23 protein-coding genes are annotated in these 21,643 nt (G+C 44.0%); all 23 read right to left on the bottom strand.

Going from position 1 to position 21,643, the window contains the following annotated elements; translation table 11 throughout:
• Positions 1–66: 66 nt before the first annotated feature.
• On the bottom strand, positions 67–1,152 hold the full coding sequence (locus tag ACGTNH_RS03285; protein ID WP_394584966.1) for a class I SAM-dependent methyltransferase: 1,086 nt from the start codon (positions 1,150–1,152) through the stop codon (positions 67–69).
• Between the two features lie 3 nt (positions 1,153–1,155).
• Positions 1,156–2,484 carry an FAD-dependent oxidoreductase gene (locus ACGTNH_RS03280; protein ID WP_394584965.1) on the bottom strand — a complete coding sequence of 443 codons (1,329 nt, stop codon included), beginning with the start codon at positions 2,482–2,484 and terminating at the stop codon, positions 1,156–1,158.
• A gap of 179 nt (positions 2,485–2,663) precedes the next feature.
• Positions 2,664–2,936, bottom strand: a complete 273-nt coding sequence (locus tag ACGTNH_RS03275) for a DNA-directed RNA polymerase subunit beta (protein ID WP_394584964.1) — start codon at positions 2,934–2,936, stop codon at positions 2,664–2,666.
• A 19-nt stretch (positions 2,937–2,955) separates the two neighbouring features.
• The gene (locus tag ACGTNH_RS03270; RefSeq protein ID WP_394584963.1) at positions 2,956–3,768 is read right to left on the bottom strand and encodes a flagellar hook-basal body protein; all 813 of its coding nucleotides are present in this window, start codon (positions 3,766–3,768) and stop codon (positions 2,956–2,958) included.
• 12 nt (positions 3,769–3,780) lie between these two features.
• Positions 3,781–4,608, bottom strand: a complete 828-nt coding sequence (locus ACGTNH_RS03265; protein WP_394584962.1) for a flagellar hook-basal body protein — start codon at positions 4,606–4,608, stop codon at positions 3,781–3,783.
• 14 nt (positions 4,609–4,622) lie between these two features.
• The gene (locus ACGTNH_RS03260; protein ID WP_394584961.1) at positions 4,623–5,624 is read right to left on the bottom strand and encodes a rod shape-determining protein; all 1,002 of its coding nucleotides are present in this window, start codon (positions 5,622–5,624) and stop codon (positions 4,623–4,625) included.
• A gap of 167 nt (positions 5,625–5,791) precedes the next feature.
• A complete protein-coding gene (gene spoIIID, locus ACGTNH_RS03255; RefSeq protein ID WP_188377436.1) occupies positions 5,792–6,070 on the bottom strand; it encodes a sporulation transcriptional regulator SpoIIID in 279 nt (92 codons plus the stop codon).
• Positions 6,071–6,422: 352 nt separating this feature from the next.
• The gene (gene spoIIQ, locus ACGTNH_RS03250; RefSeq protein WP_507161304.1) at positions 6,423–7,388 is read right to left on the bottom strand and encodes a stage II sporulation protein SpoIIQ; all 966 of its coding nucleotides are present in this window, start codon (positions 7,386–7,388) and stop codon (positions 6,423–6,425) included.
• A 292-nt stretch (positions 7,389–7,680) separates the two neighbouring features.
• Entirely contained in the window at positions 7,681–8,691 is a 1,011-nt protein-coding gene (gene spoIID / locus ACGTNH_RS03245) for a stage II sporulation protein D (RefSeq protein ID WP_394584959.1), read from the bottom strand.
• A 124-nt stretch (positions 8,692–8,815) separates the two neighbouring features.
• Entirely contained in the window at positions 8,816–10,126 is a 1,311-nt protein-coding gene (gene murA, locus ACGTNH_RS03240; RefSeq protein WP_394584958.1) for a UDP-N-acetylglucosamine 1-carboxyvinyltransferase, read from the bottom strand.
• A 34-nt stretch (positions 10,127–10,160) separates the two neighbouring features.
• Positions 10,161–10,880 (bottom strand): YwmB family TATA-box binding protein, encoded by a 720-nt coding sequence (locus tag ACGTNH_RS03235; RefSeq protein WP_394584956.1) that lies wholly within the window; start codon positions 10,878–10,880, stop codon positions 10,161–10,163.
• Between the two features lie 130 nt (positions 10,881–11,010).
• The gene (locus ACGTNH_RS03230) at positions 11,011–11,244 is read right to left on the bottom strand and encodes a DUF1146 family protein (protein ID WP_229735136.1); all 234 of its coding nucleotides are present in this window, start codon (positions 11,242–11,244) and stop codon (positions 11,011–11,013) included.
• A 448-nt stretch (positions 11,245–11,692) separates the two neighbouring features.
• Positions 11,693–12,097: a F0F1 ATP synthase subunit epsilon gene (locus ACGTNH_RS03225; RefSeq protein ID WP_394584954.1), complete on the bottom strand. Its 405-nt coding sequence runs from the start codon at positions 12,095–12,097 to the stop codon at positions 11,693–11,695.
• Positions 12,098–12,183: 86 nt separating this feature from the next.
• Complete coding sequence (gene atpD, locus ACGTNH_RS03220; protein WP_394584952.1) at positions 12,184–13,596, bottom strand: F0F1 ATP synthase subunit beta; 1,413 nt, start codon at positions 13,594–13,596, stop codon at positions 12,184–12,186.
• A 38-nt stretch (positions 13,597–13,634) separates the two neighbouring features.
• Complete coding sequence (atpG, locus tag ACGTNH_RS03215; RefSeq protein ID WP_394584950.1) at positions 13,635–14,498, bottom strand: ATP synthase F1 subunit gamma; 864 nt, start codon at positions 14,496–14,498, stop codon at positions 13,635–13,637.
• A gap of 52 nt (positions 14,499–14,550) precedes the next feature.
• Positions 14,551–16,059, bottom strand: a complete 1,509-nt coding sequence (gene atpA, locus ACGTNH_RS03210; protein WP_394584949.1) for a F0F1 ATP synthase subunit alpha — start codon at positions 16,057–16,059, stop codon at positions 14,551–14,553.
• A 15-nt stretch (positions 16,060–16,074) separates the two neighbouring features.
• Entirely contained in the window at positions 16,075–16,623 is a 549-nt protein-coding gene (locus ACGTNH_RS03205; protein WP_394584948.1) for a F0F1 ATP synthase subunit delta, read from the bottom strand.
• Entirely contained in the window at positions 16,620–17,141 is a 522-nt protein-coding gene (gene atpF, locus ACGTNH_RS03200) for a F0F1 ATP synthase subunit B (RefSeq protein ID WP_394584947.1), read from the bottom strand. The genes ACGTNH_RS03205 and atpF overlap by 4 nt, the downstream gene beginning before the upstream one ends.
• Positions 17,142–17,357: 216 nt before the next feature.
• Positions 17,358–17,570, bottom strand: a complete 213-nt coding sequence (gene atpE / locus ACGTNH_RS03195) for a F0F1 ATP synthase subunit C (RefSeq protein ID WP_026799008.1) — start codon at positions 17,568–17,570, stop codon at positions 17,358–17,360.
• A 51-nt stretch (positions 17,571–17,621) separates the two neighbouring features.
• Positions 17,622–18,344 carry a F0F1 ATP synthase subunit A gene (gene atpB, locus ACGTNH_RS03190; protein ID WP_394584945.1) on the bottom strand — a complete coding sequence of 241 codons (723 nt, stop codon included), beginning with the start codon at positions 18,342–18,344 and terminating at the stop codon, positions 17,622–17,624.
• 24 nt (positions 18,345–18,368) lie between these two features.
• Positions 18,369–18,737 (bottom strand): ATP synthase subunit I, encoded by a 369-nt coding sequence (locus ACGTNH_RS03185; protein ID WP_394584944.1) that lies wholly within the window; start codon positions 18,735–18,737, stop codon positions 18,369–18,371.
• 1 nt (position 18,738) lies between these two features.
• Entirely contained in the window at positions 18,739–18,957 is a 219-nt protein-coding gene (locus ACGTNH_RS03180; RefSeq protein WP_188377423.1) for an AtpZ/AtpI family protein, read from the bottom strand.
• A gap of 205 nt (positions 18,958–19,162) precedes the next feature.
• Positions 19,163–21,316, bottom strand: a complete 2,154-nt coding sequence (locus ACGTNH_RS03175) for a S8 family serine peptidase (protein WP_394584943.1) — start codon at positions 21,314–21,316, stop codon at positions 19,163–19,165.
• Positions 21,317–21,643 lie beyond the last annotated feature (327 nt).

Genomic DNA, 21,643 nt, shown 5'->3' with positions numbered 1-21,643 from the left:
GCATTCATTTTTGAATGATCGTGAATGATTCGATTTTTCCCCTGTGAAAATTGCTTTTATTTCAGCTTATGAAGTTTGTGTCAGCTCAGCATGCTTATGTTCAGTGATTGACTGCTCACTGTCATCCGTACCTGTTCGCTGGTGCAGCTCTTTAATATGGACGCTTGGACTGAGCCAGAATGTATACCATGAGCCTTCTTTAATAATCGGATCAAGGTCAAACAGTTCAAATTGACAGCATTCTGAAATGTCCTGCAGCTGCGGCTTATTCGGCAGTGCAAAAAGGTTCGAATGAGCGACAAAGAAGCTGTTGAAAGCAGAGGAAAAGGCTTCTCCGTGCTCTGTATCGCTTATTGGCGTAATAACGGATATCAACCCATCTTTCGCTACATAACTGTTTAAGTGATCAAGCAGTCCGGTACGTGAGTCCGGATGAATGTAATGAAAAATGTTGTGAAGTAAAATGACATCCACATTGCCTTCTACCGGTGTCCAGGAATTAATATCCCCCACTTCAAATCGGATATTGGAATAGCCCTGGGACTGCTCCCGTGCTTGAATGATTACGTTTTTATTAATATCTACGCCGATCATTTCAACATCCGGATGATCATCGGCTAGTTTTCTTAAATAACCTCCGTGGCCGCAGCCTAAATCGACGATGCTTTTGACATTGCGGTCGCGGATCATCTTTTTAATTTTCTTTATTGCGAAGTGTTCGAGTAAGGCGGACGTCTCGGCAACGACCTCTCCATGCATCTCATGATCAAAGCGCGCTCGCTTCTGAGATCTCATGTACTCTGGATAGTTCAGTAAAGTCGGCATGTGCAGCTCCATGATTTCTTTTAACAAGGCTTTGACTCCAGGGGAAGCATTGTTGCCTATGATCGAAGCGCAGCGTTTTTTTGACGTGCGAAAAGTTTGGTTCGGCCGGCGCTTCATATGTTTCACGGCCACACCAACGCGCACCCATGAGCTGATTAAATCCGCCGGATACCCTGTTTCTTCACTGACTGATTCAACCGTTCGTGCTTTTTTAAAATAATCGAATAATTGCAGTTCAGATCCGACATACGCGTGCCAGACCGGTAAAAACGATTCATTTTTTTTCATCCATTTGCGTGCCTGCATAGCATTTACCCATTCATTCATCCATTACACCTTCCCTTTTTGTTCAAATCTCCACGGATAATCTTCCGCTTCGCTAAATAACTTTTGATTCTGCTTATGATCACTGATTTGTTTCGAACGGACGGGAAGGAGACTCCCCTGTATCGCACGGTCAACTAGTGAAAAATTCCATCGTCCAAGACCTGAGATGTTAAGCATTTGTTTGACATGAAGCTGGTCGTCATCGTAAATTCGCTGCACAGCCCGCATGCGCAGTTTTCGCCACCACGGGTTTGGAAATGAATAGACGAGTGCAGACATGTGGCTTAATGTTAATAAAAATGAAACACGCGGTTTACGCACGTCTTCATAATAATGAAGCTTCTCATGATACGGTTTGCCCTCCTCTTTACACCAGGCGAGCAGCTCACCGAGGACATCAGCATCTTGAATAGCAAGATTCATTCCCTCTCCAGCCATCGGATGCACTGTATGTGCGGCATCACCGATTAAAGCAAGGTTGCCTGAATAGTAGCGGTCGACGTGGTACGTAAAGGGAATCATCAGCTGAATCTGACGCCAGTCATCCAGTGATTTTACCGTTTCGGCAAGCTCCGGTTCCAACTCGGCGTATGCTCGATAGAGATGCTGCAGTCCTTTTTCTTTTATTTTTTTAAATTCACCGGCTTTAATTAAATAAACGGTACGTACTTCATTGTCGGGCAAAGGAAACAATCCGAGAAAACTGCCAGTCGTTGTTATGATTTTCCCTTTAGTAAACGTCTCCGGGCGCGGAATAGTAACAGTTAGAAAATGGTGATTGTAATCCATCCGCTTCACGCTGACGTTCATCGCGTCTCGCGTCGGGGAGGTACGTCCTTCAGCTCCAATGTATACTTGCGCTTCAATGTGAAAAATCTTTTTTTGATGACGAACTTGCGCCATTCCGCCTTCAAAACCTAGAAAACGAGCGCCGGGGAGATAATGGAAAAACTCTTCATAATCCTTCCCTTTTTCTCGTAAAATATCTTTTGTCCTTTCATGCGGCACCATGAGGGCATGATCATAGAAGCTCGCTACTCGGCTGTAGTTTAATTCGGTAAGCTGGAGCGGCTCTGGTAAGTCATTTGGCCGGCTGTTAATTTCGTGAAACCGAAGCTGATCAATAACATGACCACTGGCTTCAATTTCTTCAAGCACACCGAGACGGTCAAGAATCGCGAGCGTTTTCGGCTGAAGCAGTTCTCCTTTATAAGCGTTCGATTTTGTTTTAAGCTGTTCTGCGATCGTTACATGAACGCCGCGGCTCGCCAATTTTGCAGCGAGAGCAAGCCCGCCTACTCCTCCTCCGGCGATAAATACTTCTGTTTTCAACGTGGCTTTCCCTCCCCCGTGGTCCTTTTTCTATTACTGAATAGTTCCACAAAATGAGGGGTTGAAAACCTTTTGATAGATTGATCGGTTTTTCCTCAACAAAAAAGCACGGGCCCATTAATAAGCTCGTGCATTCATAAACCAGCTTGTCCCTTCATATATAAAAGAAAAGACAACCTTTATTCTGTTTCACCTGTTACGATGTTAATAATGTGCTGCCAGGTTGACCAGCTAAGCGCGTCCAGGGGATCTCCGTCCCCGATGATGCCATAGCCGATCATAAGACCCAGAGCAAGCGCAGCAGCACTGAGTACGAGAACAAGCAGAATTCGAAGCCAAATCGGAATGAGACGTCGACGAGTACTTTTCGCCCGCTTTTCCTTAGGCTTCTTATCTTTCTTCGGTTGTAGTCTAAGTTGTTTCTTCTTTACGTTCTTTTCCTCTGTAGCCATGAAATGCTTCTCCTTACCCTTAAGATCTTAGTTGATTCACAAGTCCCATCATTTCATCTCCAGTTGAGATGGAGCGGGAGTTAAATTCATAAGCACGCTGTGCATTTTGCATGTCGGTCATTTGCTTTGCCAGATCCACATTTGATGATTCCAGTGTGCCTGATGCCACTTGTGCCTCTGTACCGGCCAGAATGCCTTCAGCTTCAGCTTCTTCTGGAATACGGAACCGATTTCCTCCGGCAGCTTCAAGCATACGTGGTCGAACCGCTTCGACAACACCAAGCTGACCTTCCGCTTCCTGCACGCCATCGCGTGTTACCATAATCGCTCCATCTTCCCGCACGCTGATCTCTTCCATATTATCTATAAATGTTAACGGCGCTTCATTGTCATCAAGCACAGGACGGCCATTAGAATTTGTAAGCATCACTTGTCCATTTTCCATAGGACTTAAGTAAAAATTCCCCGCTCGCGTGTACTGGGTTTCAAGGCCCGCTTCTGTTTCTACTTGCAATTGAAACAGATGATTGTCTTCTCGTAAAGCAATATCTAATCCCCGTCCAGTTTCTTCCATTACCCCTTGAGTAAGATCAATATTCGTATGTGCTAATTTTGCTCCTGAACCAACACGGATGCCCTCTGGCGTTAAACGATTCACTTCAGCTTCTTCATCCGACTGATTGTTGATTTGCTGTGAGAGCAGGGAAGCGAAGTCAGCTTGTCTGCTTTTATAACCTGGTGTCCTTGTGTTGGCCATATTGTGGCCGATTAAATCAAGCTTATGATGAAGCTGTCCCATTGTATTGGAAGCTTGCAGCATTGATAGATTCATAGTCGACTCCTCCTACCCTAGTTTACCTACTTCATTGACCGTTTTCTGCATACTTTGATCATAGGCCTTTAATGCCCGCTGGTTCATTTCAAACGTGCGGTATGTATTCATCATTTCAGTCATTGTTCGAGATGGATCCACATTTGAACCTTCGACATGATTTTGTCTCACTTCAAAATTCACGCCGTCGACGTCACGTGCATTTTCCACTGGATCTGCTTCCTCCCCTGGGATAAAAAGGCCGTCGCCTTCTTTGACCATATCTGCTGAATTAGCAGCATACGCTAACCCAAGCTGAACATTTTCATCTCCCATTTCAAGGATGCCGTTTTCTTGAACCGTGAATTCCATTCCATCTGTTTGAATGGGCTCCCCGTCACTGTCCAGTACATAGTAGCCCTGGTTCGTCGTAAGAAACCCTTCGCCATCTACAGTAAAATTACCGTTACGGGTTTGACGAACCTCACCGTCACTATTTTGCACATTAAAAAAAAGAAAGCCTTCATCGTCCGGTAAATTGCCATTTAAGAGAGCCAGGTCTGTCGTATTCCCTGTCTCCCTTAAATCGCCCTGAGAAAAATCAGGTACGGCCTCCTGCATATAAACGCCAGTGTTTAGAGTTCCGAGTTCTTTCTGCGTGGGAAGGGTCAAGCCTCCATTGCTCGTCGGAATCGTTTCTCCGCCCATCTGCTGCAGCAATAACTCTGGAAAAGCTCTCATTGTACCTTGATCCGCCTTATAACCTGGCGTATCTGAGTTCGCTATGTTGTTTGATAGGGTTTCCTGCATGCGCTGGTTGGCTATCATTCCTGAAGCCGCCGTATTGAATCCTCTCAGCAAGACGATCGCTCCTTTTAACCGATTTTATTACGTGTAATTTTGTCGATGTTATCAAGCATAATGCCTGTACCTTTTGCCACACAATCCATTGGATCTTCCGCTACAAAAACAGGAACCTTCAATTCCTCTGCTAACAGCTGGTCGATTCCATGCAAAAGCGCGCCTCCACCTGTCATAATGACTCCACGGTCAATAATGTCCGCAGAAAGCTCAGGCGGTGTGCGCTCAAGAACTTGCTTGGCTGCTTGTATAATCGTTTGTATCGGTTCACGAAGCGCTGCTTCAATCTCTTCAGAATTAACAGTAATCGTGCGCGGTAAACCAGAGACCATATCGCGGCCGCGGATTTCAATCTCTTCTTTGCGGGACCCTTTAAATACCGTGGCCACTTCTACTTTAATGTTCTCTGCTGTACGCTCACCAATCAGAAGTTTGTACTTTTTCTTAATGTAATGCAAAATTTCGCTATCGAATTTATCTCCGGCCATTTTTATGGATGAAGCGGTTACGATATCTCCCATCGAAAGTACGGCAACATCTGTCGTTCCGCCACCGATATCAACAACCATATTCCCGCTTGGCTGGAAAATATCCATGCCCGCTCCAATTGCTGCTACTTTAGGCTCTTCCTCAAGATAGACTTTTTTCCCTCCGGATTTCTCCGCCGCTTCACGAATCGCTTTCTGCTCCACTTTCGTGATGTTCGTCGGGCAGCAGATCAGCATACGCGGCTTCGACAGAAATCCTTTTACATTTGTTTTTTGAATAAAGTGACGCAGCATTGCTTCCGTGACATCAAAATCAGCAATAACCCCGTCTTTTAACGGACGTAAAGCCTCAATATTTCCAGGCGTACGCCCCACCATACGACGAGCCGCTTCGCCAACCTCAAGAACTTTGCCGCTATTACGATCCATAGCTACAACAGACGGCTCATTTAATACGATCCCTTTTCCTTTTACGTGTATAAGTACGTTGGCTGTACCTAAATCAATTCCAATATCTCGCGCAAACATCTTGAGTAGATCCTCCCTATTTATCAGAAAAACTATCCGGATTGTTAGAATGTAAAGAAATGCACATCTAATTCTATATTCTATCACAAAGTTACATCATTCGTCTTATCTCTCAAGAAAAAAGTTCCATTTTGAAGGGTGAAAATTGAACCGGGAGGAAAAACCTATTAATGAGTAGGCTCTGCAGGTGTATCTTTTCCGATCGTACGGTATTTCATACGTGTAGCTTCCCCACCACGTAAATGCCGGATCTCCTTATGGTGGTCGAGGATTTTCTTCACTTCTTTCGCAAGAGGAGCGTTAATTTCCGGAAGTCGTTCTGTTAAATCCTTATGCACTGTACTTTTTGATACACCAAACTCTTTTGCAATTACGCGTACCGTCTTTTTTGTCTCAACAATGTACTCACCAGTCTTGATCGTTCGCTCTTTGATGTAGTCATGCACATCTCTCGCCTCCTGATATTGACTATCCAAGGGGGTGGGGTGAGACGGGATAGGGTTTTAGCGTCTATGTTGGTAGTGAAGCTCTCGTTGTATCACCCTGGATGGTACCGATTCTTCGGTTATGTTCATTCTATTATTACAACCGCGGAGTTATGCGCTAAATTGTGTACCTGGTACCGATATGATGTTTTGGTGTACCTGGTACCGGGGTGGGGATTTAGTGTACCTGGTACTGAAATGTGACTTCTGCGTACCTGGTACCGAGAGAAAAAAGAGAAAAACGAAAAAATGGAGGCCGCATCAGCCTCCATTTTTAGCACGTGGGTATTGCTATGGTGTTTCTATTTGCTATTTACGATTGTGTTGTTGAACGAGATGAAGAGCTATCTTCGTCTAAAGATGGATCTTCAGTGTCAACAGTGCTGTCTGTGTTTTCTGCGTCATCACTTTCACCTGCATCGTCAGACTCAGTGCTTTCACCGTCACCTTCAGGAGCTTCGTCCTGTTCTGGTGCTAGTTCAAAATCTGATTCTGATGGTTCTTCTTCAGGTGTTGGCTCATCTTCCGCAGCTTCTTCAGAATCTTCGGATCCATCAGATCCATCTTCTGTAGTAGCTTCTGCAGCTTCAATTGAACCTACAGCTTGACCAAAGAATTGCTCCGGATTGACAGGCTGCTCATCTTTTCTTACTTCAAAGTGTACGTGTACGCCACTTGCTTGTCCGAAAGAATTTTGTCCTGCTTGCCCAAGTACATCGCCTTGTTTCACTTCGTCACCAGATTGGATAGCGACTTCACCTAAACTGGAGTAAACCGTCGTTACCTCATTGTCGTGCGTTAATTCAACGACATTTCCATAAAGTGGATCTTCTTTAACTTCTGTTACGGTTCCAGATAGAGCTGCTGTAACGTCAAATGTCTCACCATCACTTGTTGCGACATCGATTCCTTTGCTCTGGTAGTACTTATTGTTGTAAAGGACTAGTGCACTTTCTTGTTCTTCATCTGTTGCTTCGTAGTCAAAATACTTCGTGACGATTGCTGCTTCTAAGTCGCTGGCTACCGGCATTTCCAAATTCTCATCGTGCCCTGTAACTGGTACGGCTTCCTCACCATTCTCGTTCACAAAAACATCATCTTCTACCTGGTTGCCTTCATTCAACTGCTCAGCTACATCATTAGAACTTTGCTGATACCAAAAGACTCCCACCAACACCAACGCGGCTACCGCTAAATATAAAGCGGGATACAGCCACTTCTTGCGCATTAAGCGTTTAAACTTTAATTTAGTCACGCTTTTCTTTCCTTCCTCTCTCATGTTCATCACCTCAAGAGTCATTCTGAACGCTTTTTTGGAAATATATACATGACTACAAAAATTTTTATTGGGGACTGGGGTTTTGAATGGGTGTCAATGTAGGTGTGTACCTGGTACAGAGAGAGAAAAATTGCGTACCTGGTACCACAACAAAGCCGCCTCCTTGGGCGGCTTTGCTGGGTTTTAGTGTACTTTCGGGTGTACCTGGTACGAAATATCAAAGTACGTGTACCAGGTACCCTCTTTCCTCTTCTTCGTACCTGGTACCTTTAAAGGTACCATAAATTAATTTTTACGATATGGTGGCGGTTTGTTTTGTTACTGGTGTGATTTCAGTATTTTGATAGTAGTGCTGGATGATTTCTTTGTAGGTTTTTCCTGCTTCAGCCATGCCGTTGGCGCCGTACTGGCTCATGCCCACTCCATGTCCGTATCCTCTTGTCGTAAAGATGATATGATCTTCTTTTTGTTCAATGGTAAAATCACTGGATTGCAAGTTTAATTTCTCACGAATCTCTCTGCCCGTAAACTTCTGTTCCCCGACGGAAAGTTCTGCTACTCGGCCTCCTGGTGTTTTTGCTAGATTTATATTCTCTAACCCATTGGCAATCTTTACGTTCAGTGCTGTTTCAATTTCTGAAATAGGTACAACTTTTTGATCAAAAAATTTAGGGGAATCTTGATCCCATGGACTTTCTACACTTTTTAAATAAGGGATCTCTTTCTCCCAATAGTCTTCAGAGTTTTCCGTATATCCGTTACTTGTTGAGAAGAAGGCTGCCGTAATGGGCTCTTCTTCATAAGTAATAATCTCACCCGCCGTCTCCTTTACGGCTTGGTTGATCCGGCCCATATTTTTCGTATAGTGTTCCTTCCATTGATCACGAAGCTCATCATCATTTTTGTACACTTGATGCTGGGTCGTGTCGGTGACATCGGCTTGTTCGGAAAAAGGTTCCCCATCTGTTAACTGTTGAGTAATGTACGTCCGTGCTGCTAACGCCTGAGCCTTTAGTGCTTCTAATTCAAAATTAGCAGGCATTTCAGATGCGACAACGCGTGCGACGTAATCTTCAAGTGGCACTTCTTCCACTTTTTCACTAGTACTCCTCATAACATTAATGGAAAATGGGGAAAGACTCGCTGGGATGTCTACCGTTGATGTTTCGTTGGTTGTCGTTTCTTGAACAGTCGATGTGTCGTTTTTTCCGATGAATGGGGCGACGATGAGTGCTGGAATAAGAAGAATGCCCATAAACATACTTATTATAGTAATGATCCCAATGCGATGCTTTCGGTTCATATCTCGTCCTCCTGAATCAATAGTAGACCTCTCTACTAAAAATATATCCATCAAGAGGTGTTGATAGAACTAAAAAAACAATCCTCATCTTAGAAAGATGAGGATTGCATTCATTATAAATAAATTATAAGGTCGATACTGATTCGCTAGGTTCAACTTCTTCTAGATAAGATTCATTTTCGTTAATACGTTCAATGTCTGCACCAAGCTGCTGCAGCTTCTCTGCAAAATCAACGTACCCTCTGTCCAAGTGCTTCAATTCGGTAACTCGTGTATACCCATCTGCCACGAGACCTGCCAATATCAATGCGGCTCCTGCACGGAGGTCTGTTGCCTGCACTTCTGCACCTTGTAAATCAGAAGGTCCTTCAATAATTACACTGCGGCCTTCAATTTTCATTTTCGCGTTCATGCGACGGAATTCTTCGACATGCATGAAACGATTTTCAAATACCGTTTCTGTTATGACGCTTGTTCCGCTTGCGTTAAGCATAAGTGCCATCATTTGTGACTGCATATCTGTAGGAAAACCCGGGTGCGGCATCGTTTTAATGTCGGTAGCTTTCAGGCGGGAAGGTCCGATTACTCGTAACCCTTCTTCCTCTTCTTGAATAGTAACACCCATTTCTTCCATCTTAGCTACAACAGATCGTAAGTGCTCGTGCATAGCACCTTGAACTAATACATTTCCACCAGTGATTGCTGCTGCTACCATAAAGGTACCTGCTTCAATTCTGTCAGGAATAATATGGTGAGTGGTGCCGTAAAGCTTATCGACACCTTCAATTTTAATGGTTTCTGTACCTGCACCAACAATGCGGGCACCCATTTTATTTAAGTAGTTAGCGAGATCTACAATCTCTGGTTCTTTCGCACAATTTTCAAGAATAGTTTTGCCTTCTGCTAGAGCAGCTGCCATAATAATATTTTCTGTAGCTCCGACACTTGGTACATCAAAATAAATCTTTGCACCTTGTAAGCGGCCTTTTACATTCGCTTCAATTGTGCCATTGCCTACCGTAATTTCAGCGCCCATTGCTTCAAAACCTTTAAGGTGTTGATCCAGTGGACGTGAACCAATTGCACAGCCGCCTGGCAGAGCAACTTTTGCGTGTCCATACCGGGCCAAAAGTGGTCCCAATACAAGCACAGAAGCCCTCATCTTGCGTACATATTCTATAGGTGCTTCTGTTTTTAAATCATTGGATGCATCCACAGTAACGGTTCTTCCGTTCATGTGAACATCTGCATTCAAATGGCGGATAACTTCATTAATCGTGTATACATCAGCTAATGCTGGTACATCATGTAACACACTTTTTCCTTCACTTGCGATTATACTTGCTGCGATGACAGGCAGTACGGCATTCTTTGCACCTTCAGCTCTCACAGTGCCTTTAAGCTGCCTTCCACCACGGACGATGATTTTTTCCAAGGTTCATTCTCCTCCGCGTCCATATTCATTATTATTAATATTCAGCAGTTAGTATAGGTGTGCCAAATGTAACGGTTGTCCGATTGCCCAAATTCCTTACAGCGCATTGGACATTCATGGAACCGCTGGGTAAATCAATGGCTTGACCCCATCTTGATGTGTAGCCGGATCTGCTGCTCCAGCTTTCTTCAGTTGCTGCTTCGATCGTTGCTATATTGAATGCTTTTTTGAATTTTTGATAGAATAAAACTTCATCAATAATACCACTATATTCACTTTTAATAAATGAGTAATTAGTGACATTCTTCGTGAATATTTGTTTTTTTACCCTATCTGTGTAATATTCCATAATTTGTGGTGCTAGTGGTGTTGTACCCTCGGACGTTACCGTATAAACTACCTCAATTGAATTGTTTTCGTTTTTTGGCACGAGCACGGTAAAGGTTTCGACAATAGTAGCGTTTTTGTGTCCGTCGTGATATTTATATTTAGTTGCTTCAGGATTATTTTCCTGGCTCATTTGTAGTACGTCTAAATAGTCAGCTATGCGTTGTTGAGTACGTTCAAGTTCTGTTCTATCTAGTTCTTCTTTTAATGTTATATTCAATTCTTTAACATTGAGCTGTTCATCCTCAGCAAAGGCTGTCAGTTCTATTAATGGAGAAACGTTACTCCAACCCTCAGCCGTTCCCTGAGGATAAACACCTGAACCGATTGCTATCACTGCAACTAAACTTAAAATAAGTAGTTTCATATGGATCTCTCCCGTTTCTCCTTGTTTAGTTACAAGTGTGAACAGGTTCAATTAGATTCATACGAAACAATACGTGACACGATTAGACATTGGTGGATAGTGTAAGCTTTTTCTTGAGAACAATATTCAACTAGAATAAATAACTAATACTGCTTGACCATCTTATTAGATCTAAGAAAAAATTACTTACTGAGGTAGCGATGGCTATTGTAATAAGTATCATTAATACCCGAATCTCGAAAATGCGTCCTTTTCTAAAGAAAGCATCCAGATTCACTGCTTGTAACACCTTCCACGTAATAATGATAAAAATAATGTGGGAGGTCATACTCATTAAGGCTTCTTCAACGAAATATTGATCCACTTGTTCCACCTCGCTTACATCAACCTATAATACGCACATACTCAAGAATCACATGATATAGGTTTATTGTCAATAGTTTAAATAGCATGAGTGCGTTTAAAATATGACAATTTCGTGAATTATCATTAGCCGTCAGGAAATGTCATAAAAATAATTTCCCGCGCAATATTATTTATTTCCCGGGGAATACTGACAGCGTCGTCGAATGAAGGTGATTGGTGATGTAAAGGTGTCGAAGATGACACTGAAGTATTCTTTGTTGATCAATGGCTGTTGGTTCAGCATTTACTTTATGCTGTGCGCTTGGTACCAGGTACCACTACCCTCTCTCTGCGATAGAGCTAACACCATTGCTGCACTCTTTTTTGAGCAATGACTTTTGGGTCTGCTCTTACTATGTGCTGTGCGCTGGTACTATAAAAAAACTGCTTTCAAGGAAAGCAGTTTTTTAAAAGTTATTGTTTTTTACGTCTAAACGGTTAATGGCTCGTTTCAGCGCTAGTTCTGCCCTTCGGAAGTCGATATCCGATTGTTTGTTGGCCATACGCTGCTCAGCGCGTTCTTTCGCGCGGCGGGCACGATCGATATCGATATCTGAAGGCTTCTCTGCTGATTGCGCCAGGATAGTTACTTGATCTGGGCGAACTTCGAGAAATCCGCCGCTTACGGCGATGCGTTCGGAGCTGCCCTCTTGTTTGAGGCGTACCGAGCTAATGGTTAATGGAGCTACCATGGGGATGTGTCCAGGCAGGATACCAAGCTCCCCGCTTTCCGCCTTACAGCTAACCATTTCATAGGCGTCTTCTAAAACCGGGCCATCAGGAGTGACAACACTCACCGTTAGTGTTTTCATAGATATTCCTCCTAAGGCAGATCATAAGCGCCGGTGTCAGATGCTCTTATGAAAAGAACACCTGAGTGACACTTGCAATGATATGCTTATTGCATTTCTTTTGCTTTTTCGACGACTTCTTCGATGCGGCCGACTAGGCGGAAAGCATCTTCTGGGATGTCATCGTACTTACCTTCAAGAATCTCTTTAAATCCTTTAACTGTTTCTTGTACTGGAACATAAGAACCTTTTTGACCAGTAAACTGTTCAGCCACGTGGAAGTTTTGAGATAGGAAGAATTGTACACGACGTGCACGGGCAACGGTCAGCTTATCTTCATCAGACAGCTCATCCATACCCAAAATAGCAATGATATCTTGTAGTTCTTTATAGCGCTGCAGCGTTTGCTGTACTTCACGAGCCACTTTGTAGTGTTCGTCTCCTACGATATCTGCATCAAGCGCGCGGGATGTTGATGCAAGCGGGTCCACGGCAGGGTAGATCCCTTGCTCAGATAGTTTACGCTCAAGGTTTGTTGTTGCGTCTAAGTGGGCGAACGTTGTCGCTGGTGCAGGGTCAGTGTAGTCATCGGCAGGTACATAAATCGCCTGGATGGATGTTACTGATCCTTTATCCGTTGAAGTGATACGTTCTTGAAGCTGACCCATCTCTGTAGCAAGTGTTGGCTGGTAACCTACGGCTGATGGCATACGGCCAAGCAGTGCTGATACCTCTAGACCACCCTGCGTGAAACGGAAGATGTTATCGATAAAGAATAGAACGTCCTGTCCCTGCTCATCACGGAAGTATTCCGCCATGGTAAGACCAGTCAGGGCTACACGCATACGCGCTCCAGGTGGTTCGTTCATCTGACCGAACACCATCGCTGTTTTAGAGATTACGCCAGAGTCTTTCATTTCGTAGTAAAGGTCGTTACCTTCACGTGTACGTTCACCAACACCGGCGAATACGGAGATACCGCCGTGCTCTTGAGCGATGTTGTTAATTAACTCCTGAATAAGTACGGTTTTACCTACTCCGGCACCACCGAACAAACCAATTTTACCACCTTTTACATACGGTGCCAGCAAATCTACTACTTTAATTCCTGTTTCAAGAATTTCTGTTTCAGTTGCCAGGTTTTCAAAAGTCGGTGCCAGGCGGTGAATCGGATCACGACGCACATCGCCAGGGATTGGATCGTCAAGGTCAATTTTGTCACCGAGTACGCTGAATACTCGTCCTAGGGTTACGTCACCTACAGGTACGGAAATTGGCCCGCCTGTATCGATTACGTCTGTACCACGCTGCACACCTTCAGTGGATGACATGGCAACGGTACGTACAGAGTTGTCACCGAGGTGAAGGGCAACTTCTAGTGTAAGATCAACGTTTGTTTCGTTTTCAGATTTTGCTACGTAGCTTACGTGCAAAGCGTTATTAATGTCAGGGAGCTGACCGTCGTCGAAGGCTACGTCAACAACGGGACCCATGATTTGGGTTACGCGTCCTTTACTCATCGATTTCCCTCCTTACTTACTGTTCGAGTCCAAGAAACCTATTCGAGGGCAGCTGCACCACCGACGATTTCGGTAATTTCTTGGGTAATGGCTGCTTGGCGGGCACGGTTGTAAGAGAGTGAAAGGTCACCAATAAGTTCATCGGCGTTATCCGTTGCACTCTTCATAGCCGTCATACGGGCAGCGTGCTCACTTGCTTTACCATCGAGAAGAGCTCCGTAGATCAAGCTTTCTGCGTACTGAGGAAGAAGAACTTCAAGGATCTCCTCTTCATCCGGCTCGTATTCATAAGAGCTTGTACTTGCTTTGCCTTCTGGATTTAAATTTGTTAACGGAAGTACCTTTTTCTCAGTTACTTCTTGAGTAATGGCACTTACGTAATGGTTGTAATAAATATACAGCTGATCGATCTCACCGTCTGTGAAAAGTTGAACCGTTTCAGAAGCGATATCTTTAATATCGGCAAAGTCCGGCTGGTCACCGATTCCGGTGATATCTTTATCGACTGGCATATTACGTTTGCGGAAAAAGTCGCGTCCGATTCGGCCCATTGTAATCAGTGTGTACTCTTCTGCTGAATTATGGTGCTGACGAATTTGCTGATACACTTTTCGCAAAACACTACTGTTGTAGGCTCCGGCTAGTCCACGATCCGAAGTGATAACTAAATATCCCGTTCGTTTAACGTCACGTGCTTCCAGCATTGGGTGACTTGCATCACCGCCGCCTGCAGCTATACTTGCAACGACTTCCTGGATCTTTTCGCTGTAAGGAACAAAATATCTAGCATTTTGTTCGGCTTTGTTCAGCTTAGATGCGGATACCATTTCCATAGCTTTCGTAATCTGTTTCGTCTTTTTCGTTGAATTAATCCGACCTTTAATATCTCTAAGGGATGCCACGCTGTTTCACCACCCTTTCTAGCTATTTTACGCATCGCTTGCGGGCCGTTACTTATTCAGATACGACAAACGTTTTGCTGAATGCTTCAACAGCTTCATTCATATCTTCTTCTGCTCCCAGCTTACCTGATTGACGAATTTCAGAAAGAAGTTCTTTACGGTTATTGTCTAACCATGTATGGAATTCACTTTCGAAACGAGTCACATCTTCTACTGGAATTTCATCCAGATATCCTCTTGTCAGTGCATAGATAATCATAACTTGCTTTTCTACAGACAGCGGCTGGTGAAGGCCTTGTTTTAGTACTTCAACCGTACGTGCCCCGCGGTTAAGCTTCGCTTGTGTTGATTTATCTAAGTCTGATCCGAACTGAGCAAATGCTTCCAGCTCACGATATGACGCTAAGTCCAGACGCAGTGTACCTGCAACCTTCTTCATCGCTTTAATCTGTGCAGAACCACCTACACGAGATACGGATAGACCGGCGTTAATCGCTGGACGTACTCCTGAGAAGAAAAGATCAGATTGTAAGAAAATCTGTCCATCGGTAATGGAGATTACGTTTGTTGGAATATATGCTGAGATGTCCCCGGCTTGTGTTTCAACGAAAGGCAGTGCTGTTAAGGATCCTCCACCTTTTGCATCACTTAGCTTAGCAGCGCGCTCAAGCAGACGGGAGTGCAAGTAGAATACATCCCCTGGGAAGGCTTCACGGCCCGGCGGACGACGTAATAGCAAGGAAAGCTCACGGTAAGCAGCTGCCTGCTTCGATAGGTCATCATATACGACGAGTACGTGTTTGCCGTTGTACATAAAATCTTCACCAAGTGTAACACCTGCATATGGTGCCAGGTAAAGAAGCGGTGCAGGTTGAGAAGCACTCGCTGTAACCACGATTGTATAATCAAGAGCACCATGACGACGAAGTGTTTCAACTGTACCACGTACCGTTGATTCTTTTTGTCCAATGGCTACATAAATACACACCATGTCCTGGTCGTGCTGATTCAAAATAGTATCAACTGCTACAGATGTTTTACCTGTTTGACGGTCACCGATGATCAACTCACGCTGTCCACGGCCGATTGGCACAAGGGCGTCAATCGCTTTAATTCCTGTTTGAAGCGGCTCATCTACGGATTTACGATCCATAACTCCTGGTGCAGGAGATTCAATCGGACGAGTTCGGGTTGTTTCGATTGGACCTTGTCCATCAACTGGCTGTCCAAGCGGGTTCACGACGCGGCCCAGCATTTCCTCACCTGTAGGAATCTGCATGATACGGCCGGTACGACGAACTTCGTCACCTTCTTTAATATCTGTATATGGTCCAAGAATGACAAGACCAACGTTACTTTCTTCTAAGTTCTGTGCCAATCCCATGACACCGTTAGAAAATTCAACAAGCTCCCCGGCCATGACATTATCAAGACCATGAGCACGTGCGATACCGTCACCAACTTCGATAACTGTACCTACATCGTTGACTTCAATATCTGATTCGTAGTTTTCAATTTGCTGCTTAATCAGCGCACTGATTTCTTCAGCTTTGATGCTCATGCCATTTCACCCCTATCATCTATTATTCGGAGAAACTAACTGACGTTCGATACGGTTAAGCTTCCCACTGACAGAACCATCAAAAATGCGATTTCCGACTCGAAGGCGGATGCCTCCAAGAATCTTTTTATCGACGACATTTGTCAGGTTTAGAGATTGTTTGCCTACCTTAGGTGCAAACGTTTCTGAAATCCGTTGTTTTTCAACTTCAGAAAGTGGATTTACAGAGTACACAGTGGCATCTGCAATTCCTTTAATATCGTTCATTTTCAGAATGAAGTGATCCGTCATATCCAAAATAATCTCTTCACGATGACGGTCGATTAACAGCATCAGGGTGTTGAGCGTTTCTTTCGAAAAACCTTGCAAAGAATCGATCAATAGCTGTTTCTTTTGACTCGCCGCTAAACGTGGATGTTTAAGGAACTTCATAAGTCCCTTATTCTTCTGGAAAATTTCACGTAATGCACGTAATTCTGTTTCGATTTGTTCTAATTTTGTTCTTTCTTGTCCGAGTTGAAAAAGAGCGTTAGAATAGCGTTTTGCAACGATTATCTCACTCATTGCTCTTCTCCTGCCTCGTTGATGTATTGATTAATAAGAGCCTGCTGATCCTTTTCAGACAGTTCTTTTTCAATCACTTTCGATGCAATCATGACAGACATAGATGCCACTTGATCTTTAAGGACCTGAACAGCTTTATCACGCTCTTGTTCAATTTCCTGACGAGCAGAAACCTTAATGCGTTCTGCTTCTCTTTTAGCGGAATCAACAATATCACGCTCTTGCTGTGCAGCCGTTTTGCGAGCTTCTTCCATAATGCTCTGCGCGTCTTGACGCGTCTTTTTCAACTCTTCCGCGGCTTCACGCTGCTGCATCGCAGCTTCTTCACGGCTTTTTTCAGCAGTTTCTATTTCATTGGCGATATAATCTTCACGGTCTTTCATCATGCCCATTAATGGTCCCCATGCGAATTTCTTTAAAAGCACGAGTAAAATGATAAAGAACGCCAGCTGAGCGATCATATCCCCTACAGCAAATCCTGAGGCTCCCAGGACTAAGTTCGTCGTCAAACCTTGCACAGTAGTCACTCCTTTCTACACTAAGAAAAGCGATGAGGGGCGGTTTAGGCCTGCCTCATAAAAAGAGGCGTCTTTTACGACACCAGTAAAAATGCCAGATCACAGAAAAACCATCATACCAAAGTTTTTCCTGTTATTAACTTGGATAGTACCTATTAGAAGACATAAAGGAAAGGCGAAGATTCACGAACTATGAACTTCGCCGCCGTTTTAACTTTACTGACCCATTACGATAAATGCGATAACAACACCGATGATTGGAACTGCCTCAACTAGTGCAACACCAATGAACATTGTTGTTTGAAGTGCACTGCGCAATTCTGGTTGACGCGCAATCCCTTCTACTGTACGACTTACGATAAGACCGTTACCAATACCTGCACCAAGTGCTGCTAAACCTACTGCAATTGCAGCTGCTAATAGACCCATAATTAAAATCCTCCTCATATTTTGTAAAAAAAGTTTTTTTATGTTTTTATGTTAATGGTCTTCGCTCACCTTGTGAGACATGTAAACCATCGTCAACATAACGAAAATAAATGCCTGGATGAAACCAATAAATGTACTAAAGCCCATCCATGCCACCATTGGAAGCGCTGCTCCAATAGCTCCTAAAAAGCTCGTTGTAGCAAGGCCTACTAATAAAGATAGTAGAATTTCACCTGCGTAAATGTTTCCGTAAAGACGGAGACCAAGCGTTAGAGTGTTTGAAAACTCTTCAATGATCTTAAAGGGTAATAAGAACGGCAGGGGCTGGACAAATGTCTTCCTGTATTCTTTACCACCTCGTAGTTTAATCCCATAATAGTGGGTTAACACGATCACCATGACAGCTAATGTCATCGTAATACCTGGATCTGCTGTTGGTGATTTCCACCATAAATCATGTCCTACAACTCCATTGGTAACGACCCCGAGCATATTCGAAACAAATATGTAGCCAAAAAGGGTAAGACCTAAAGGCAGGAAGAGCCGGCCTGTGCGCCAATCCATATTTGAACCTATAATGCCTTTTATAAAGTCAATGAGCCATTCCATGAAGTTTTGAAAACCTTTTGGGTTACGCTGCATGTTTCTGGTTGCTGCAACCCCTAGAATGAATACAATTAATGAAGCAACAAACATCATTAATAAGTTGGATAAGTTGAAATCCAGCCATGGAATCCCAAATGCATCCTCCCACATCGGTGCTTCGTGATTCAATCTGTTCACCTCTCTTCCATCATGCTAATCTGTTGCTCTGTTGAACAGGTAATCTATAACAATGACAAAATAGGCTGCCATTAAGCCCAATACTACAGAAATTAAGTGGAAATATTCTTCAAACTGAAGGGCGATTACAACGGCTAATGCGCCGGATGCAAGTCGCGTAAACGTTCCAATCCCTTTGGTGCTCATGCTTTTTGCTGAAAATTCACCTAACTTTTGAATCTTCCGCTGCATCAGCCAGAGATTGTAAAAACTAAGGATGCTTCCTAAAAGAAGCCCGAGGAAAACCGGTTGCCATGGGGTGAGGCCCCAACCTAAAACGAGAACTGCCAGAAGGTAGAACATCCATTTTCGCTGACGGGCTATCATCTGCTGATAATCTTCCAAATTAATCGTCTCCCGTGTACGCTCGTACTAAATGAATCGTTCCGTATGTACCTGCTCCTACCCCGAGAAATATCCCCAGGATTAAGAATAGTGGACTTGTGGAAAATTGGCTGTCCACCCACTTCCCCAGAAAAACACCGACAAGCGGCCCACCTGCTAATTGAGATACAATTGCACTTGTAAGTGACAGGGATCGAAATGGAAATTGTGAGTGCTTCAATTCAACACCTCTTTTATATATGTAAAAAAGGATGCGTTTTTACATGAAAACCTTATCATTCCACACTATGTAAGAATACAATAGGGGTCATATCATGTCAATGCGTTTGTGAGCAAAAGTACAAAAGTCCGACACGCATTTATCATAATTTTGTCACATTTTATAATTAAAAAGGAACAGCCTTTTTTCCAGGCTGCCCCTTATTTTACAATTGAATAGGAAATGGATAACTGTACGTTTTACCGTCAATTTCTAAAGTGACTACTGCTAAGTATGGGCCGGCGTAGTCATCGCTCATTTTCAGCTTTATTTCTCCTTCATTTAATCCTTCCACTGGTTCATCGAGATCGAGCAACTGCCCTTGATGAAGCATTGTTCCCGCTCGATAAAGGTCGATGGATAAATGATCCACCGGCTCCGTTATATTAAAACGATAAGCTAAATCAGCGTCGGATTCCCAATCTTTGTACAGCTCTAATCCGGATATCTTTTCGTAATTCGAGGTATCTATCATAAATAAGTAAGGAATATGGTACTGCTCTCCTCCTCCTTCAACCGTAACATATCCTTCTTGAACCCCTTCTTTCATAAATGATTTATTCAAATGAACTTCCATGGAAAGTTCTTTTTCCTCTCCAGGTGATAATTGAAACGAAGACGGAATCGTCCAGCCGATCCCTGGCTGTTTTTCGGGCAGCTTTATATGATAGGTTTCCGCAGTGTCTTTCTTATTTTGAAAATTGAGCTTTACTGTTTTACGAAAAAGGTCTTCTTCAATCCTTCCAAAGTTGAGAGTGCCAGGATCAATCCAGAGTTCCGGCTGAATCGCCACTTCCGTATCTACGTATCCTGCCCCCTGCTCAGTTGGCGGTAAGGGGCCGTCTTTCTGCTGCAAAAGATCAGCTGAACTCATGAGAGATTGTTTAATATCTAAAGGTGTCCATTCCGGGTAAGCTTCTTTTAACAAGGCAGCCACTCCCGCAATATGCGGTGCGGCCATACTCGTTCCTTGTAAAGCTTGATAACCGCCCGGCACCGTGCTGACTACGTTTACTCCGGGCGCTAAAATATCCGGCTTAACACTCCACGATGAAGTGACGGGTCCGCGTGAGCTGAATGGCGCAATCCCCTGCTCTGCTTCTTCGGTTATAGTATCTACCCATTGATCTTCAGCGAGTCCCTTTTCTAACAGCCATTCTCCTTCACCTTTCGAAACTGCTGCCACTGGAATAGGAAGGTTAAGTCCTTCAATTGAGCCATGAAGCGGGGCATTCGTATTATTTATGATTACTAAGGCTTCTGCTCCCTTTTGATAGGCATGCTGAGCTTTTTCGGCAAAACTTGTGCCTTCCCGTCTCATGAGAACAATCTTCCCCGTCGCTCCTTCAATTTGATCCCCTTCCATTACAATCAAAGGATATTTTTTAGAGAGATCCCATGGTTTTGAACCTTGTAAGATTCTTATGGGAATTTGCCTGTCTTCTCCTGAAATCGTGAGCATCGATTGTTCAGTCGGCAGAGAAGAAGCTCCTACCGTAATCGCATTTTCTGATGTTGCCGGGGACCCAATTGTCCACGTATCCGGTCCAGCGTTACCAGCTGCGACGATAACTGTAGTTCCAAGCTCAATCGCCCGCTCCACCGCTTTGGTCGTCGGCCAATCCGGACCGTTAACATCATTCCCAAGTGATAGATTAATGATATCCATCCCGGCTTCTACAGCTTCTTCAATCGCAGCAATCACTTGCACTGATGTCCCCATGCCTCCCGGACCTAACGCGCGATACGCATACAAATCGACATTCGGAGCCACACCTTTCATCTCCCCATCTGCTCCAATGATGCCTGCCACGTGCGTACCGTGTAAGGTAGCCCCATCTTCCGTCGTTTCCATCGGATCGTCGTCAAAATCAACTAAATCAAAACCGCCCTGGTAGTTCACCTCTAGATCAGGGTGTGTATAATCGACTCCTGTATCAATCACACCCACCTTTACTCCTTTCCCTGTATAAGGAGTGTCAGGCCTTACGACATCAGTCGTAAGCGGCTGTGAAGGTTCTGTCAACACTTCTTCCTGCGTGGTGTAAGTCTGGACTGGAAACTGGTTCGCCACTTCTTTTAGCCGCGCTATTTTTTCAAGCTCAGCCGGCGTTCCTTTTACAGCCACCCCGTTAAAAATCGTTTCATATTCAGCAACGATTTCAAGCCGGGGCAGTCGTGCCTCTACATGATTTTTAAATGTAGAGACTGGAGTGTCTTTCAGCTCAAGAATAATTGTTATTTCTTCGTCGGGTTCAGGTTGGCTGAAACCGGTTAAAAGTGTGAGGGTCATGAGAATCGCGGCGATTTTGAGCGGCATAGCAATGAGGCTCCTTTTTACAGTAGTTTGTGTTATTGGAAAGGAGTTATGCGAAGTTTTACAGATGGAGCCTTTCACTTCATCAATAAAAAAACAGCCTCTTGGTTAAAGAGCCTGTTTTTTTCGGCTTGTAGAGAAACCTTATAGAGTGTAAAGGGTTTGAGGAAACGACTCCTTTTCCGCGGGCGAATGGTGTGCCTCATCGGGCTTTATCAGCCCTCCGGGGTCACACCTTATTCCCATTTCCCGCAGGAGTCTCATCGTTTCCTCAAACCCTTTTTCGAAATAGATCATGGCCATTCACCTTACGAAGATTTCAGTATTCGT

The sequence above is a fragment of the Halobacillus sp. B23F22_1 genome (assembly GCF_043497005.1).
GTDB lineage: Bacteria > Bacillota > Bacilli > Bacillales > Halobacillaceae > Halobacillus_A.
The sequence above is the reverse complement of the archived record's forward strand: the minus strand, read 5'-3'. Positions and strand labels throughout refer to the sequence as shown.

Excerpts from the sequence above, each read along its gene's own strand:
- ACGTNH_RS03285 (WP_394584966.1), bottom strand. The coding sequence starts at position 1,152 with ATGAATGAATGGGTAAATGCTATGCAGGCACGCAAATGGATGAAAAAA.
- ACGTNH_RS03275 (WP_394584964.1), bottom strand. The coding sequence starts at position 2,936 with ATGGCTACAGAGGAAAAGAACGTAAAGAAGAAACAACTTAGACTACAA.
- ACGTNH_RS03270 (WP_394584963.1), bottom strand. The coding sequence starts at position 3,768 with ATGAATCTATCAATGCTGCAAGCTTCCAATACAATGGGACAGCTTCAT.
- ACGTNH_RS03260 (WP_394584961.1), bottom strand. The coding sequence starts at position 5,624 with ATGTTTGCGCGAGATATTGGAATTGATTTAGGTACAGCCAACGTACTT.
- spoIIQ (WP_507161304.1), bottom strand. The coding sequence starts at position 7,388 with ATGAGAGAGGAAGGAAAGAAAAGCGTGACTAAATTAAAGTTTAAACGC.
- spoIID (WP_394584959.1), bottom strand. The coding sequence starts at position 8,691 with ATGAACCGAAAGCATCGCATTGGGATCATTACTATAATAAGTATGTTT.
- ACGTNH_RS03235 (WP_394584956.1), bottom strand. The coding sequence starts at position 10,880 with ATGAAACTACTTATTTTAAGTTTAGTTGCAGTGATAGCAATCGGTTCA.
- ACGTNH_RS03225 (WP_394584954.1), bottom strand. The coding sequence starts at position 12,097 with ATGAAAACACTAACGGTGAGTGTTGTCACTCCTGATGGCCCGGTTTTA.
- atpD (WP_394584952.1), bottom strand. The coding sequence starts at position 13,596 with ATGAGTAAAGGACGCGTAACCCAAATCATGGGTCCCGTTGTTGACGTA.
- atpA (WP_394584949.1), bottom strand. The coding sequence starts at position 16,059 with ATGAGCATCAAAGCTGAAGAAATCAGTGCGCTGATTAAGCAGCAAATT.
- ACGTNH_RS03205 (WP_394584948.1), bottom strand. The coding sequence starts at position 16,623 with ATGAGTGAGATAATCGTTGCAAAACGCTATTCTAACGCTCTTTTTCAA.
- atpE (WP_026799008.1), bottom strand. The coding sequence starts at position 17,570 with ATGGGTCTATTAGCAGCTGCAATTGCAGTAGGTTTAGCAGCACTTGGT.
- ACGTNH_RS03175 (WP_394584943.1), bottom strand. The coding sequence starts at position 21,316 with ATGCCGCTCAAAATCGCCGCGATTCTCATGACCCTCACACTTTTAACC.